The sequence below is a fragment of the Cyclobacterium sp. SOCE241 genome, from assembly GCF_056867545.1.
This window is the reverse complement of record NZ_CP149779.1, coordinates 4,869,180-4,886,022: the sequence shown is the minus strand read 5'-3', so window position 1 is coordinate 4,886,022 and position 16,843 is coordinate 4,869,180. Positions and strand designations below refer to the sequence as shown.

The following is a 16,843-nucleotide window of genomic DNA, read 5'->3' as shown; positions in this document are numbered from 1 at the left end:
TGCTGTGAAAGATATCCAAAATGGCATAATTTGGAATCACCCATAACACAGCCTCCTCAGTGCTTACTATAGCTGTATATATTCTTTTGGAGTTCTCGAGCAGAGAATTCTCCCAAAAGGCTCCCCTTCATTGATTTTAATAATTGTTTCAAAATCTGTCCGAATATCGATATTCAGTGTCACTTCCCCTTTTTCAAGGATATACAGTGCTTGGCTCGGATCATTTCTAAAAAACACCACCTCATCTTGCACATACTTTCTTTGATGAATAGCCGGTAAGAATTGTGACATTTCATCAAAAGTTAAATCCTCGAAAAAATTAACTTTTCCTAAAAAGGTAAATTTTTTCTGCTCTGACGGACTATAGGTTTTCTTAAAAGGATTTATCATGGTTTAATTTTTTTACATAAAACACCTTCTTGGTTCGATTGCTGATTTTGAACCTGTCATCAATTCTAAAGCCCACTAGCCAAACGATGCTGTCACCAGAACACATAACTTTCACCTCATTTTTTTGATTAGTGGTACTTTTCTATCAATCAAAAAATCACTTACTTTTTAAAATTTCGCATCCCTAGTGGCATGAACTTATCCCCCTTTTCCCAGTTTCTTATGATCAAAGGAAAGTTAAGCAAATCAAAATCCAATAAGGCATTTTGAGCTGAGCGATCCAGTGCTACTGAATGGTCAAGTCGGGTACAATTGTAGCTGTACTTATTATCCAAGACAAACCCTTCATCAGTCAGGTCAATTTTGATAAGTTTTCTCTCTTCATATTGTTTTCCTAAAATCAAACCCTCCCTATCGATATTTAATAGCCAACCTTCTGAGAGAAATTGTCTACCTGATTCTTGACGTTCTACAGCATACAAGATATCCTCAATCTGTGCATATACAAAACCTTTTCTTCTTAACCAATAAAAAAGCAGTGATGATTTCCCCGGCAGACCTGCTATACTTGAAAATGACAATACCTCAAACCCATCATTTAAAACAACATTTTCATCCACCCACCGGTCAAAAAGGTAAAAAAATGCCTTTCCTGTATCTTTCAGTCTGTCAAAACTATATTGGATTAACTCGGCCCCTTTAGGATCAAACTCAAGAAGCAAAGGCAAAAATTTGTGCCTAATAAAATTTCTTTTGTAAATGGTTTTGGCATTGCTCTGGTCTTCCGTCCAATGCAGGTTATTCCTTTCCAAAAATGTCTTTATTTCCTTTCTAGAAAAGGGAAGCAAAGGCCTTCGGATAAAATCCCTTTTACTGCTCATGCCATACACACCCTCTATCCCTGTTCCACGCAATAGGTTGAGCATTACTGTCTCTATTTGATCATCAGCATGATGGGCAACTATCACCCCACCAGTACCCATACAGGAATTAAGCTCTTCAAACCAATTGTACCTTAAATCTCTGGCCCCCATCTGTAGCGAAACCCCATGTTTATCCATATAGGCATGGGTATCAAAAGTTTTGGTGTGCACAGGCACTCCCAATTGTATGCCAAGCTCAATTACAAAAAGCTCATCCGCATCACTAGCTGCTCCACGCAATTGAAAATTGCAATGAACTATTGAGATTTTAAACCCTGCCAAAGTAAGCAAGTGGGCCAAAACGACACTATCTACCCCTCCACTTACAGCAACAAGATAGGGTAATTGCACATCTAAAATTTTATTTTTGCGTACATGATTGATAAATCGTTCCAGCATAAACCAAAAGTACTATTTTATATTAATTTTGCCTCGGAAATAAATTCGAATGACAAATATCAGAATTATTTTATTTTGCTTACTAACTAGCTTGAGTCTTTCAAAGACAATGGCTCAGGAGAATAATAGTCGTGTGGAAATCCTACAAGCCGACTCACTTTTGGGAGGCAAAGGTTTTGAAAGGTTAATCACAGATGTAATTATGAAACACAAGTCTTCCTTGATTTATTGTGATTCGGCGCATTTCTATTCTGAGGAAAATATTGCCAAACTTTTCGGCAATGTAAAAATCGATGATAAACAAGATTCAGTTACCGTCACTAGTCGTTATGCAGAATATGATGGTGATACTCAGCTTGCGCTGTTAAGAAACAATGTGGTTTTAGTCAATGAGGGCACAACGCTTTATACAGACTTCTTGGATTACAACAGAGCTACAGGAGAAGCAATTTATTTCAATTCAGGGATGGTTAAAGACAGCACCAATGTTCTAACCAGTGAAAAAGGGTTGTATGAAACAAAAATTGAAAAAATTACTTTCAATAAAAAGGTGGTCTTGGAAAATCCTGACTACACCATGAAATCAAATACACTCTATTACTACACTACTACCAAAATTGCAGAAACAGAAAAGCTTACCAACATCCTATCCAAGGATGGCAATAAGCTAAATGCACAAAAAGGAAGTTTTTATGACACTGAAAATAAAATTTTTCGCTTTTATGATGGGGATGTAGAGTCCGATAACAGCGTTGTGTATGGAGAGACACTTTTCTTTGATGAAAAGGCTCAATATTATGAAGCCAAAAAGAATGTAAGCATTCTAAACAAGGAAAGGAATGTAGAAGTTTTCGGTGATGAAGGTAAGTATTGGGAGGACAGACAGTATTCTGAGGTTTATGGGAATGCCCTGGTAAGAAAGTATTTTGAGACGGATACTTTGCTTATGATTGCCGACACACTTATCACCCAAGATGGGGAAAATGCAGAAGAAAAGTATACCCTAGCCTATCCTAACATGCGTTTGATTAAATCTGAGCTGGCTGGAAGGTCAGATTCTATGGCTTATATTTATGCCGACTCAACTGTTCATCTGTATTCTGACCCTGTACTTTGGAGCAATAAAAGCCAAATAACAGCTGACAGTATTAATTTTTTGATTGCAAATCAGGAAATAGATAGGGCTTTTTTAAGGAATAATGCCTTTGCCATCACTCGAGACACCATAGGCAACTTTAACCAAATTAAGGGAAGAAAGATGACCGGGTATTTTATAGAAAGCGAAATGGATAAGTTGGATGTGGAAGGAAATGGGGAGTCCTTGTATTTTGCAGTAGAGAACGACACTACAATTAAAGGTTTAAATAAGCTGTTGTGTGGAAGGATAATCATGGAATTTAAAGAGGGAACCGTTTCAAGGATTAGCCATACTATAAAACCTGAAGCATCTTTTACACCGCCACATTTATTTGAAGAAGGAGATCAAAGTTTAGAAGGGTTTACATGGAGAGCTGACGAAAGACCCAGTCGAAAAACTATAAATGACTGGAGAACGCCAAAAATCAGGGACAAAAACCGGTATAGCTTTTTTGATGAACCCGATGTAAAGCTCCCCTACCCTGAAAATGATGAAATACAAATTATTACCGATAATTAATTCGATTTACTGTACATCTTACATTTTTTTGAAGTTTGAGTTTTCGGGAAAATTTTTTCAACGGTGATTTGTAAAAAAATTTTATGATTGTTAACATTTTTTAACCCAAACCTACCGATAAAGTGGAACCAATTTGGTATTTTTATACGTATATACTTCTAAACGAGGGAGAAAATCTTTGTTAACGAAACAAAAAACTTATTGAACTAGACTTTACATGAAATTATTTTTATCACTTTTTATCACCTTACAGTTGTTTGCGCTACAGTTTGTAGCTGCAAATCAAGTACGTGTGTTGAGCGATAAAATTGAATTTAATGGTAAGGTAAATACTACCCAAAGAAAAACGCTCATCCTTCAGAATGATGCTAAAGAAAGTGCCACTTACTACCTTCGCTACTTGCAAGGGAATGTTGGTTCTTCACAGAACATTCTTATTTGTATCGGAGATAACTGCTTTGACCCGAGAAAGGATCTTTCGCAAATTAGGTTTACACTAGAGCCGGGGGAAGTAACAACAAATATTTATATAGAATTTGAATTAGGAATCACAGCCACAAAAGGAACCTTTGATTTACATTTCTTCAATACTTCTAACAACAGAGATGCATTTATAGTTGAAAATGTTTACAATGTAGTTTCTGATCAACCTTCAGATAATTTCAGTCATAAAGATGTGGATTTGGATGAAATCTACCCTAATCCAAGTGTAAGAACTGCACAATTGGATTATAAAATAAAAAATTCAAGCGCAAATGTTCGCGTAGTAATCAATAGTTTCATAGGGAATCCCATTTATGATTTTAGGCTCGATCCTTCACAAGAATCTTTAATAATCCCCGTTACAGACCTGAACCCAGGTACTTATTTCTATACTTTGATCGTTGACAATAAAAATATTGTCACAAAAAAACTCTACGTCAAAAGATAAGTATAGGCATTCGCGTAGAAACCTCCTTGATAACCAATTATTAATCCATTATATTTGCAGGTCAAATGATAAAAGCACACCATTACATATTAATATTCTTTGCTTCACTGCTAACTTTTAGCTGTGGCGAATTTTACAAATTAGAGAAAAGTACCAATTGGGACGAACTCTATGAAGCCGCCAATCGCTATTATGATGAAGGGGAGCACAACAAAGCCATTATCCTATATGACAGAGTTTTACCTGTAATAAAAGGAAGTGGAAAAGCAGAATTGGCTGAGTTCAATTATGCATATGCTCATTTTAGGACCAAGAGATACATTGAAGCAGCAGAATATTTTAAAACATTTTTCGACACCTATAACCGTTCACCTTTGGCTGAAGAGGCACTGTTCATGAATGCTTATTCGTTGTATTTGGATGCCCCTGATTATAATTTGGATCAAAGGAGTTCGAAAGAGGCTGTCAATGCGATTCAGTTGTTTATGAACAGATTTCCTGAATCTGATTCTTATGAGCGCGCAATTTCCATGATCGATGTTCTCCAGAAAAGATTTGAAGAGAAGGCTTATACCGAATCAAAAATGTATTACCGTCTTACTGAAGGCTTATTTCCAGGTGAATTTTTCAGGGCTTGCATAGTCAATTTTCAAAATTTCGCTAAATCCTATCCGGATAGTGACTACAATGAGGAACTTGCATTCAAATTGGTAGAAGTGAGTGCGGCATATGCTGAAAGAAGCGTATTCGATAAAAGAGAAGAAAGATTTGAACAATCACTTGGCTTTGCAGATGATTTTAAGAAAAAATATCCCGAAAGCGAATACTTAGAAGAAGTGATAGAAATTCAATCCGAAGCCAAGGAAAAGCTGGACGACCACTATGCTTTAAAAGCACAGTATGAAGCCAGAACAGCGGAGGCACTTAAAAGGAGAGAAGAAGAACAAAAAAACCAAGAAGCTACTGAAGCTTTAAAAAATGTAGGCAATTAAAAACCGATTAAATATGGCAATCAATCCGTCAATTATTACAAGAGATTTGGACAAAGTAGCTGAGAAATCAGGAAACCTTTACCAATCTATTTTCACAATTTCACAAAGAGCAAAGCAAATTTCATCCACAATGAAGGAAGAGTTGAACAACAAACTTTCTGAGTTTGCTTCAACTGTTGATAATCTTGAGGAAGTATTTGAAAATAAAGAGCAAATTGAAATATCAAAATTCTATGAAAGAATGCCTAAGCCTAGTACTTTGGCTATGGAGGAATTCATGGAAGACAAAGTAATGTTTAGGTTCCCGGAAGAAGAGGAAAGCAAATCATAACATGCCGCTAACAGGCAAACGTATTCTATTAGGTGTAACCGGGGGAATTGCTGCTTACAAAGCCGCACACCTTGTTCGCTTATTGGTAAAGTCAGGGGCAGAAGTTAAAGTTATAATGACAACTTCTGCTTCTGACTTTATTACACCACTTACCTTGGCCACCTTATCCAAAAACCCGGTTTCTATTGATTTTTTTAATCAAAAAACGGGGGAATGGACCAACCACGTAGCTTTAGGGGCTTGGGCTGACTTATTGGTGATCGCTCCATTGTCAGCAAATACCCTTTCCAAATTGGCTAGTGGGCAGAGTGACAGTTTATTGTCCTGTACCTATCTTTCATGTACCCACCCGGTGCTTCTAGCCCCGGCAATGGATTTGGATATGTACCAACACCCTTCTGTAAAACAAAACCTTGCCACCCTTGAGAGCTATGGCAACCATATCATGGAAGCTACAAGCGGGGAATTGGCCAGTGGATTAATTGGTCAAGGACGGATGCCTGAACCAGAAGCGATCTTCGCCGCAATTCATGATATCTTAAATCCTGACCTTAGTTTTCAAGGTAAAAATATACTTATTACTGCAGGCCCTACGCAAGAGGCCATAGATCCTGTGAGGTATATCAGTAATCATTCAAGCGGTAAGATGGGCATTGCACTGGCAGAGAAAGCCGCAGAGAGAGGAGCTAAAGTAACCTTGATTTTAGGACCAACGGCCTTAAAGCCCAAACCCCATCCTAACATAAAAATCATTCCGGTGACGAGTGCCTTGGATATGTTTGAGTCCAGCCAAAACCATCATAATGAAGCAAAGGTGGTCATATTTTGTGCTGCAGTAGCTGATTATAGATCAGAAAAACCTTCTGTTGAAAAAATAAAGAAAAAGGATAGTGCCCTTCAAATCAAATTGGTTAAAAATCCTGACATTGCTAAAACACTGGGTGCCAATAAAAAACAGGGACAGTTGCATATCGGTTTCGCCTTAGAAACAGATGAAGGTGTATTGAGTGCAGAGAATAAACTTAAAGAAAAAACTTTGATTTTGTGGTCTTAAATTCACTTCTTGACTCCGAAGCAGGATTTCAAAAAGACACTAACCAGGTAACTATACTGTCAAAAAATAAAGAAAATATTAAAACTCCGGTAATGTCTAAGGAATTGCTGGCCATTCAGCTTCTGGATCGGATTGGTTCGCTTCTAGAAAACAAGTTTGACAATACTGACGTTTAAAATGGTATGATGCAAACCTTTGGGTTAATCATTAAAGGTTTTTGAGAAAATAAATATTAACAGAAGCAGTTGATAGTTAGGTTAATATTTCAGCAGGTAACGAAAGGATTAGAACCTTTCGGGTTTTAAGAGTTTCCATTCAGCTTACAAAAGGATCAAATGGTACGCCCCACAGTTTTCATATTGCTTTTTGGGCTTTTTTTAAGTCCCATAAAGTTGCTTTCTCAGCAACTTAATTTCACTGTAACAATAAATAGTGAACGTGCAAGAACCCAGGATACAGATATTTTCGATCAGATGAAATCTGCTTTTGAGCAATTCCTTAATGGGCGTAACTGGACGGATGCAGAACTCAAGCCTCAGGAAAGAATAAAAGGCAACCTATTGATCACAATCAATGACATGCCTCAAGTAGGCATATTCAATGCCACAGTCCAAGTCCAAACGGTTAGGCCCATATATGGATCCAATTATGAAAGCTTGATCCTGAACTTTGCAGACCGGAATTGGACCTTTGAATATACAGAATCCCAGCCATTGGAATTCAATCAGTTCTCTTATTTAAACAATATTACTTCACTCTTGGCCTATTATGCCTATATAGCCATAGGGATAGACCATGACTCATTTTCACCAAGAGGAGGAGATCCCTATTTTGAAGTTGCCAACAATATTGTAGCCAATGCACAACAATCGTCAAGTTCGGGATGGAATCAAAACCCTTCAGATAAGAGAAATCGGTATTGGCTGGCCAATGACCTTTACAACTCCCAAGTGATGGTGCCTGTTAGGGATGCCTATTATTTGTACCACAGAATGGGGCTTGATTTGTTAACTACGAAACCATCTGAAAGTTATCAAAACATAGTAGAGGCAATAAAAATGGTGCAGGAAGCCAACAAGGTTCAACCAAATAGTATTCTAACGATTAGTTTTATGGATGCTAAATCGGATGAAATTAGCAAGATACTTAAGGCTGCTCCTATGGAATTGAAGGAAGAAGCCGTAGAAGTATTGCTCAAGGTAGACCCTAACAATGCCAGAAAATACAATGATATTTTGAAAGGATAATCCTCAATTTTGGTTAATTTTGACACCTTAAACGAAACCAAAGCAACATGTTAACCAACCTTAGCATTACCAACTATGCTTTGATAGAAAAATTAGAAATGGAGCCCTGTGCCGGTCTCAATATGATCACCGGTGAAACAGGAGCCGGAAAATCCATTATGCTTGGGGCAGTGGGCTTACTATTGGGAAATAGGGCTGATTCCAAAGCATTATTTGATGAGCAAAAAAAATGCATTATTGAAGGCGTATTCAATATTCAAAATTATGGTTTAGAAAGATTCTTTGAGAAGGAAGAGTTGGACTATGAACCTGCATGCATTATTCGGCGGGAAATTTCTCCATCAGGAAAATCTCGTGCTTTCATTAATGACACACCAGTAAGGCTGGAAAACCTGAAGGTCTTGGGGAAAATTCTGATGGATGTTCATTCCCAAAATGAGACCTTATTGTTGGGAGCTTCCTCCTACCAGCTCTCCCTGATAGATGCTTTTGCTAAGGTTAGCAAAGAGAAAGAAGCTTATTCTATACAGTATCATGACTATATAAAAACGCAAAGAAAGGTGCGTTTGCTAGAACAAGAAAAGCAGCAATACCAACAGGAAGCAGATTACAATCAGTTTCAGTTGGAAGAGTTGTCAAGTTTAAACTTAGAAGAAGGGGAACAAGCCTCTTTGGAAGCAAAGGAAGAATTATTAAACCATGCAGAAGAAATAAAATCAAGAGCATCCCAAGCACTGGACCACCTTGAAAACGAGGAATTGGGTGCAATGCAACAGTTGGCTGCAGCCAAGCAACACTTTCAATACCTACAGAAATTCGGAAAGAATTTTGAAGATTTAAATCAAAGGTTTGAAAGTTTGCTAATAGAGCTAAATGATATTTTAGAAAGTCTTTCTTTGGAAGAGCAGGAAATCGAAGTAGATTTTGAAAAGTCTGAGTGGGTAAGGGAAAGATTAAGTAAAATCTACCAGCTTCAGAAGAAACATGGCGTACAAAGTGATAAAGAGCTCTTGGAGCTGGCCTCAGCTCTTGCAGACAAGGTTTTTAAAGGCGATCACTTAGAGGAGGAGTTGGCCAATCAACAAATTTTACTGAATGAAACCAAAGAGAAACTTAGTGCAATGGGCCAGAAGTTGTCAAAAAAGAGACAGGCAATCTTTAATGGTTTTAGCAGAGAAATACAATCCTTATTGGCACAGTTGGGAATGGAAAATGCCAGGGTGGAAATCCTTCGAAAAGAAGTCACAGCAAATGAATCAGGTATCGATGATATTGATATCCTATTTTCTGCCAACAAGGGCATTCAGCCTCAACCCATTGGACAAGTAGCCTCAGGGGGTGAATTTTCACGACTAATGTTTGCCATCAAATATGTCATGGCAGATAAAATGGCCTTGCCTACTCTTATTTTTGACGAGATAGATACAGGGATATCCGGAGAAATAGCCCTACAAATGGTCCGGATGATGCAAGAAATTGCTACCAAACATCAGGTTATCTGCATAAGCCATTTGCCGCAGGTAGCCGCAAAAGGAGAAAAACACTATTTTGTTTTCAAAGACAATAGCTCTAAGAAAACAATTAGTAAAATTAAATTATTAAACCCAGAAGAAAGATTACTTGAAATTGCTAAAATGATTTCCGGGTCAAACCCCTCCACTACGGCCTTTGAAAATGCAAAAGAATTGCTCACGAAATAGACAATCGCATCTCTTTTCTAGAAGCCACGTGGAAAATGTTTCACCCATAATTAGTTAATTTTATAGAATATTATTTAATTGAAGTTGTAAAATCAAAATAATACAATGCCTGAAAATTTATTAAAAGGAAAAAAAGGAATTATTACCGGTGCACTTGATGAAAATTCTATTGCCTGGCATACGGCCTTAAAAGCAAAAGAACAAGGGGCAAAATTTGTCCTTACCAATGCCCCAATTGCGATGCGTATGGGCGCCATTCAGGATTTAGCTGATGAATGTGGAACCATAGTTATTCCTGCAGATGCTACCTCTGTCGAAGATATCGAAAAATTATACGATGAAGCAAAGGAATATTTGGGTGGGAATTTTGATTTCTTACTCCACTCAATAGGTATGTCTCCCAATGTACGGAAGGGAAGATCTTATGGAGACTTGAATTATGATTGGGTACAAAAGTCATACGATGTGTCAGCAGTTTCTTTTCACAAAATGCTCCAAGTGGCAGAAAAGAAAGACGTCCTAAATGAATGGGCTTCTGTGATTGCATTAAGTTATATTGCCGCAGAAAGAGCATTCCCTTTTTATAGTGACATGTCTGAAGCCAAAGCCATACTAGAAAGTATAGCTAGAAACTATGGCCTAAGGTATGGAAAAAACAAAAATGTAAGAGTAAATACCATTTCTCAATCCCCTACAAAAACTGTAGCAGGTTCAGGAATTGGAGGCTTTGATGATTTCTTTGATTTCGCAGCCCTAGCTTCTCCTTTGGGTAATGCTTCAGCAGAATCCTGTGCAGAGTACATTGTCACCATGTTTTCCGATTTCACCAGAATGGTAACCATGCAAAACCTGTTTCATGATGGAGGCTATTCTACTACAGGCATTACGCAAGAATTAATTGATGCCTACGTAGCAAGTAAAAAATAAATTGTATACCAACTAAAAAAGCCCCTAAAGCTATTAACTAGCAGTAGGGGCTTTCTTTTGTATGTAATATAATTTTTACATTTTTTCAATTTGTTCGGCCAACCAATCTCCTACTTCAGAAGTCTTATAGGATTTCTCCCCTTCTGAAAGATCTTCGGTTACCACGCCTTTTTCCAAAGACAGATTTACCACGTCTGAAATAGCTTTAGCTTCATCCATTAAATCAAAAGCGTATTCAAACATCATAGACGCTGACAAAACCGCTGCCAATGGATTAGCAATGTCTTTACCTGCTGCTTGTGGGTATGAACCGTGGATAGGCTCAAAAGCTTGGTTTTAAGCCCAATGGAAGCAGACGGCATCAATCCCATTGAACCACTAATTACAGACGCTTCATCTGTAAGAATATCTCCAAACAGGTTTTCTGTGATCAAGACATCATAGGCTTTAGGCCATTGAACCAATCTCATGGCTACAGCATCCACAAATTCATATTCAACTTTGACATCAGGGTATTCAGGGGCCAGACGTTGTACAGTTTCTCTCCAAAGACGAGAAGTGGCCAAAACGTTAGCCTTATCCACGCAGGTCAATAGTTTCCTTCTTTTCCTTGCAAATTCAAAGCCCATTCTAGCCAGTCTTTCAATTTCCTCTACGGAATAAACACAAGAATCAAAAGCCTTTGTTCCTTGTTCATTTCTACCTCTTGGTTCTCCAAAATAGATGCCCCCTGTAAGTTCCTTAAAAAAACCAAATCTGTACCTTCAATTCTTTCTTTTTTCAAAGGGGACTTGTGGAGCAAGGAAGGAAAAGTAAAGGTAGGACGAACATTTGAAAATAGCCCTAATTTTTTCTCATTTCCAATAACCCTTGCTCAGGCCTTACTTTTGCACTTGGGTCGTTGTCAAACTTAGGATGACCAATAGCACCAAAAAGTACTGCATCTGCTGCAACACAGGCTTCGTGTGTGGAGTCTGGGTAAGGGTTACCTACTGCATCAATAGCGGCAGCACCTGTGATGGCTTCATTGTAAGTGATTTTATGTCCAAATTTCTTAGCGACAGCATCTACAACTTTTACTGCCTGAGCGATTACTTCAGGGCCAATTCCATCACCAGGTAATAGGGCTATATTCATTTCCATAAGGATTCTTTTTTTCAGTTTTGTTACTATTTTTGATTTGTTCTATGATATTAAGCATTTTTTCGGTGGCCATCATGGCCGCAATGGTTTGGTCACTATCCAAACCTTTGGTCTTGAAGATCCTTCCATTCAAATCCCAAGTAATCACACATTCTACAAAAGCATCGGTCTTCCCCCGGGGGATACTTATATGAAAATCCGTCAGCTTTGGTAGCTGCATGTCCAGACCCTTGTAGATTTTCTTTAGGGCTTTCATAAATGAATCATACTGCCCATCACCGGAGGCATTCTGTTCATAATAGTTATCGAATATTTTGACTCGCAACTGAACAGAAGGTTTTAAGCCTTTGGAATGCACCATATGGTATCCATCAATAACAATGTCTTTATTAATGGAATTATTTTGAAGTACATCTGAGATTATATAGGGAAGATCTTCAGTTGTAACCCGCTCCTTTTTGTCTCCTAGCTCAATGATTTTTTGTGTCACCCTTGTCAATTCTTCGGGCTCAAGGGAAATACCCAGCTCTTCCAGATTTTTGGAAATATTGGCTTTGCCTGAGGTTTTTCCCAAGGCATATTTTCGCGTTCTCCCAAATCGCTCAGGAAGCAAATCGCTAAAATACAGGTTCTTTTTATTGTCCCCATCAGCATGAACACCAGCTGTTTGGGTAAATACATTTTCCCCAACCACCGGTTTATTCGCAGGAATTCTCAAGCCTGAAAATTGCTCTACCAGCTTACTTATTCTGTAGATTTTACTCTCGTTAACATTGAGATGACAAGGTGTAAAATCCTTTATTACTGCTACGATGGACTCAAGAGGTGCATTACCGGCCCTCTCACCCAAACCATTTACTGTGGTATGTATGCCTTTGGCGCCGGTATTTACCGCATGAAGGACATTGGCAACAGACAGGTCATAATCATTGTGCGCATGGAAGTCAAAATGCACTTCCGGAAACTTATCACAAATAAGTTCCAGAAACTCCTTTACTTCATCAGGACAGAGCAGCCCCAAGGTATCCGGAAGCATAATTCTTTTGACCGGCTGCTGGGAGAGAAATTCGATCATTGAGAGGGCGTAATCCCTAGAATTTCGCATACCATTGCTCCAATCCTCAAGATAAACATTCACTTCAATGCCATGAGTTCTTGCATAGGAAATGCACTTTTCTATCTCTGCAAAATGAACTTCAGGTGTTTTTTTAAGTTGATGGGTTAGATGATTTAGGGAACCTTTTGTAAGCAAATTCATTACTTTGGCACCGGCTTCCACCATCCAATCTACAGATTTTGGAGTATCTACAAACCCTAAAACCTCAATGCTCCCTAAAAAGCCTCTCTCCTCTGCCCAATTTGTGATCCTTTTGACTCCTTCCATCTCTCCTTCTGAAACCCTGGCAGAAGCAACCTCAATTCGGTCCACTCTAAGCTCTTCCAGTAAAAGCTTCGCAATCTGGAGTTTTTCTGAAGGAAGAAATGACACCCCAGAGGTTTGCTCTCCATCCCTCAGGGTGGTGTCCATGATTTCTATATTCTTTTCTCTACGCATTCCCTTACCATTAACCTGACACAATTGAAACTTCGAAACTCAGAGCAAAGTTTACCTTTTGGCTTCGAATGCCACTATTTCTTCTTTAAGGTTCAGCAAATAATCGATATCATCAAACCCATTTTTCATGTTTTGCTTTTTGTAAGAATTGATATCAAAAGATTCTGAATTTCCTGTAGAAAGTAAAGTAATGGTTTGTTTATTGATATCTACCTCTACTTCTGCTTCAGGATTCGCTTCCACAGCTGCAAATAATTCTTCTGCAAATTTCGGAGATACGGTAACTGGAAGCACGCCAATATTCAAGCAATTATTCTTGAAAATATCAGCAAAGAAACTTGAAACCACACATCTAAATCCATAATCATAAATGGCCCATACCGCATGCTCACGACTTGAACCTGATCCGAAATTTTTACCTGCTAAAAGTATTTTACCACTATATGTCGAGTCATTTAAAACGAAATCCGGTTTAGGATTTCCTTCTTTATCATATCGCCAGTCTCTAAAGAGATTGTCTCCAAATCCCTTTCGTTCTGTAGCTTTTAAAAACCTAGCCGGAATAATTTGGTCAGTATCTACATTTTCTGAGGAAAGCGGAACCACCCTACTGGTCAAAACATCAAATTTATCGTATGCCATGATATTATTTTTCTTGTACTAATTCTTCTATTATATCCCTTGGGTCTGTAATCACGCCTGTAATGGCTACAGCCGCTACAGTAAGTGGAGAAGCAAGTAGCGTTCGGCTTCCTGGTCCTTGACGTCCTTCAAAGTTTCTGTTTGAAGTTGAAACAGCATATTTTCCGGAAGGGATTTTATCATCATTCATTGCCAAACAAGCAGAACAACCCGGTTGTCTTAATTTAAAACCGGCCTCTTCAAGGGTCTGAACAATTCCTTCTTCGATTGCTTTTTTCTCTACTTCTCTAGAACCTGGAACAATCCAAGCAGTGATATTGTCTGCTTTCTTTTTGCCTTTTACAAATTGAGCGACAGACCTCAAATCTTCTATACGTCCATTGGTACAACTACCCACGAATACATAGTCAATTTTTTTGCCTTCCATAGCCTCTCCAGGCTGGAAGCCCATATAATCCAAGGATTTGATATAAGATTTATTTTCACTCTCATTCATCCCGTCTGTTGTTGGGATATTTCCTCTCACCTTCACTCCCATACCCGGATTGGTACCATAGGTAATCATCGGCTCAATGTCTGCAGCATCATATTGGTATTCTACATCAAATGTAGCACCCTCATCAGTTTGAAGTGTTTTCCAATGTGCAACAGCCTTGTCCCATTCTTCTCCTTTAGGGGAATATTGTTTCCCTTTAAGGTACTCAAAAGTAGTTTCGTCAGGAGCTATCAAGCCACCTCTTGCCCCCATCTCTATGCTCATATTACAGATGGTCATTCTTGCTTCCATGCTCAAAGACCTGATGGCACTTCCTGCATATTCAATGAAATACCCCGTACCACCACTGGCGGAAATCTGAGCAATGATGTACAATATAATATCCTTAGAGGTAACCCCTTTGCCTAATTCACCATCAATGGTTATACGCATTTTTTAGGTTTTGCTTGCATGATGCATTGAGTAGCAAAAACCATTTCAACTTCTGAAGTACCTATACCAAAAGCAATGGTACCAAAAGCTCCATGTGTAGAAGTATGACTATCTCCACAAACTATGGTCATTCCCGGCTGGGTAATGCCAAGCTCGGGGCCAATTACATGGACTATACCATGATGGTCCGTACCTAGATCGTGAAGATCTATTCCGTGCTTCTTACAATTTTCCCTTAATTTTTCAACTTGCATACGGGAAAGTTGATCCTTGATCGTTTTGTCCTGATCAACAGTGGGTACATTATGATCGGGAGTAGCAATGGTCCTTTCAGGAAACATAACCTTGTTTCCTCTTTTTTCAAGATTAAGGAATGCAACCGGGCTGGTTACTTCGTGGATAAAATGCTTATCTATGAAAAACACATCCGGACCACTTGGGATAGACTGGATCACATGCGCATCCCAAATCTTATCAAATAATGATTTCTTCTCCATTATATTTAGATTTTTGCCAAATTTATTTGACAGGTAATTTATTTAAAGCATCAATAAATGCCTTGGCCGAGGCCAATACTATGTCTGTTTCGGATCCGAACCCATGATAGGGACGTTCATTATGCATCAATCTCATATGTACTTTACATACATCGTCACTCCCCTTTGTGATTGCTTGGATCAAGAACTCATCCAATATAACCTGCTGAGGAATTAATTTCTTGATGGATTTAATGACTGCATCTACAGGGCCATTTCCGTCGGATTCACTTCTCTTTTCTTCTTCACCAATGGCAAGAACAACTTTTGCATGACCTCCTGCTCCTTCACTGCCTTCGTAGAAAACCTCTTTCATTTCAATGAAGGGAGCGTTTTCCAAATGTTCACCTAATAAAGACAATAGGTCTTTTCTTCCTATATCTCTTTTTGAGTCTGCAAGGGTCAAGAAATCAGCGTAAATTTCATCCAATTTTTCTTTGTCAAATTCAAACCCCAATAATTTCAGGTGATGCTTTAACGCTGCCCTTCCGCTTCTTGCTGTAAGGACAATGGATGATTCTTCTACACCTACATCTTTGGGATCTATAATTTCATAATTCTCCCTGTTTTTTAAGACACCGTCTTGGTGTATTCCGGATGAGTGTGCAAATGCATTTCTACCTACAATAGCCTTATTTGGTTGTATAGGCATGTTCATGAGTTTGGAAATAATCCTACTCGTTTCGTAAATTTTCTTGGTATTGATTCCGGTATATACCGGTACCTCTTTGTGACTTTTTATGGCCATCACCACTTCTTCCAATGAGGTGTTGCCGGCACGTTCACCTATGCCATTCATGGTCACTTCTACTTGTCTGGCCCCATTTAGTACGCCCGAAAGGCTATTGGCTGTGGCCAAACCAAGGTCATTGTGACAGTGGGTAGACAAAATGGCCTTGTCTATATTTGAGACATTTTCTTTGAGAAAACGAATGATATTTCCGTACTGCTCTGGAAGACAATAGCCTGTAGTGTCCGGAATATTGATGACTGTAGCTCCTGCTTTGATCACTGCTTCAACAATTTTCGCAAGGAATTCAGGATCTGCCCTTCCGGCATCCTCAGCATAAAACTCCACTTCTCCTACAAGGTTCCTTGCAAACTTCACTGCCTTGACAGCTTTTTCAAGCACGGCATCGGGAGTACTCCTAAACTTATGCTCAATGTGGTAACCGGAGACACCTATACCGGTGTGGATCCTGCTTTTTTTGGCATACTTTAATGCCTCAGCTGCCACTTCTATGTCTTTCTCCACCGCTCTGGAGAGGGCACAGATGATAGGGTCTTCTACTGCCTTTGATATTTCCACAACAGAATTGAATCCCCGGGGCTGGATACAGGAAATCCAGCCTCAAGGATATCAACTCCCAATGCTTCCAAAGCCTTGGCTACTACAATTTTTTCCCTGGTATCGAGTTGGCAACCCGGTACCTGTTCTCCATCCCTAAGGGTGGTATCAAATATCCAAAGCTTTTCTGACATCGTTAT

Annotated in this window: 11 protein-coding genes and 4 pseudogenes; 8 read left to right on the top strand and 7 right to left on the bottom strand. The window is 38.8% G+C overall.

What is annotated here, in order from left to right:
* Positions 1-66 precede the first annotated feature (66 nt).
* Positions 67-390: a cyclic nucleotide-binding domain-containing protein gene (locus WG932_RS24795; RefSeq protein WP_483085764.1), complete on the bottom strand. Its 324-nt coding sequence runs from the start codon at positions 388-390 to the stop codon at positions 67-69.
* A 161-nt stretch (positions 391-551) separates the two neighbouring features.
* On the bottom strand, positions 552-1,712 hold the full coding sequence (gene tilS / locus WG932_RS24790) for a tRNA lysidine(34) synthetase TilS (RefSeq protein ID WP_483085763.1): 1,161 nt from the start codon (positions 1,710-1,712) through the stop codon (positions 552-554).
* A 109-nt stretch (positions 1,713-1,821) separates the two neighbouring features.
* On the opposite strand from tilS, the gene WG932_RS24785 reads away from it, so the two are divergent.
* The 8 genes and pseudogenes from WG932_RS24785 to WG932_RS24750 all read left to right on the top strand — a co-directional run bounded on the left by WG932_RS24785 (position 1,822) and on the right by WG932_RS24750 (position 10,551).
* On the top strand, positions 1,822-3,369 hold the full coding sequence (locus WG932_RS24785) for an OstA-like protein (protein WP_339676418.1): 1,548 nt from the start codon (positions 1,822-1,824) through the stop codon (positions 3,367-3,369).
* A 217-nt stretch (positions 3,370-3,586) separates the two neighbouring features.
* Positions 3,587-4,300 carry a T9SS type A sorting domain-containing protein gene (locus WG932_RS24780; RefSeq protein WP_014020425.1) on the top strand — a complete coding sequence of 238 codons (714 nt, stop codon included), beginning with the start codon at positions 3,587-3,589 and terminating at the stop codon, positions 4,298-4,300.
* 65 nt (positions 4,301-4,365) lie between these two features.
* Positions 4,366-5,292, top strand: coding sequence for an outer membrane protein assembly factor BamD (locus tag WG932_RS24775; RefSeq protein WP_014020424.1), 927 nt, complete (start codon positions 4,366-4,368; stop codon positions 5,290-5,292).
* 13 nt (positions 5,293-5,305) lie between these two features.
* Entirely contained in the window at positions 5,306-5,623 is a 318-nt protein-coding gene (locus WG932_RS24770; protein ID WP_149394206.1) for a DNA-directed RNA polymerase subunit omega, read from the top strand.
* Between the two features lies 1 nt (position 5,624).
* Positions 5,625-6,853: pseudogene (gene coaBC, locus WG932_RS24765) on the top strand (bifunctional phosphopantothenoylcysteine decarboxylase/phosphopantothenate--cysteine ligase CoaBC).
* A gap of 159 nt (positions 6,854-7,012) precedes the next feature.
* Positions 7,013-7,924: a type IX secretion system protein PorD gene (gene porD / locus WG932_RS24760; protein WP_014020421.1), complete on the top strand. Its 912-nt coding sequence runs from the start codon at positions 7,013-7,015 to the stop codon at positions 7,922-7,924.
* A 47-nt stretch (positions 7,925-7,971) separates the two neighbouring features.
* Complete coding sequence (gene recN / locus WG932_RS24755; protein ID WP_483085762.1) at positions 7,972-9,624, top strand: DNA repair protein RecN; 1,653 nt, start codon at positions 7,972-7,974, stop codon at positions 9,622-9,624.
* Between the two features lie 105 nt (positions 9,625-9,729).
* Complete coding sequence (locus tag WG932_RS24750) at positions 9,730-10,551, top strand: enoyl-ACP reductase FabI (RefSeq protein ID WP_014020419.1); 822 nt, start codon at positions 9,730-9,732, stop codon at positions 10,549-10,551.
* Between the two features lie 75 nt (positions 10,552-10,626).
* Here the strand turns inward: WG932_RS24750 and leuB are convergent.
* From leuB to WG932_RS24725, 5 genes and pseudogenes are all read right to left on the bottom strand, one after another.
* Positions 10,627-11,694, bottom strand: a pseudogene (gene leuB, locus WG932_RS24745) (3-isopropylmalate dehydrogenase).
* Entirely contained in the window at positions 11,663-13,249 is a 1,587-nt protein-coding gene (locus WG932_RS24740) for an alpha-isopropylmalate synthase regulatory domain-containing protein (RefSeq protein WP_483085761.1), read from the bottom strand. The pseudogene leuB and the gene WG932_RS24740 overlap by 32 nt, the downstream one beginning before the upstream one ends.
* A 51-nt stretch (positions 13,250-13,300) precedes the next feature.
* Positions 13,301-13,891, bottom strand: coding sequence for a 3-isopropylmalate dehydratase small subunit (gene leuD, locus WG932_RS24735; protein ID WP_483085760.1), 591 nt, complete (start codon positions 13,889-13,891; stop codon positions 13,301-13,303).
* Between the two features lie 4 nt (positions 13,892-13,895).
* Positions 13,896-15,316, bottom strand: a pseudogene (leuC, locus tag WG932_RS24730) (3-isopropylmalate dehydratase large subunit).
* Positions 15,317-15,338: 22 nt separating this feature from the next.
* Positions 15,339-16,837: pseudogene (locus WG932_RS24725) on the bottom strand (2-isopropylmalate synthase).
* Positions 16,838-16,843: the final 6 nt, after the last annotated feature.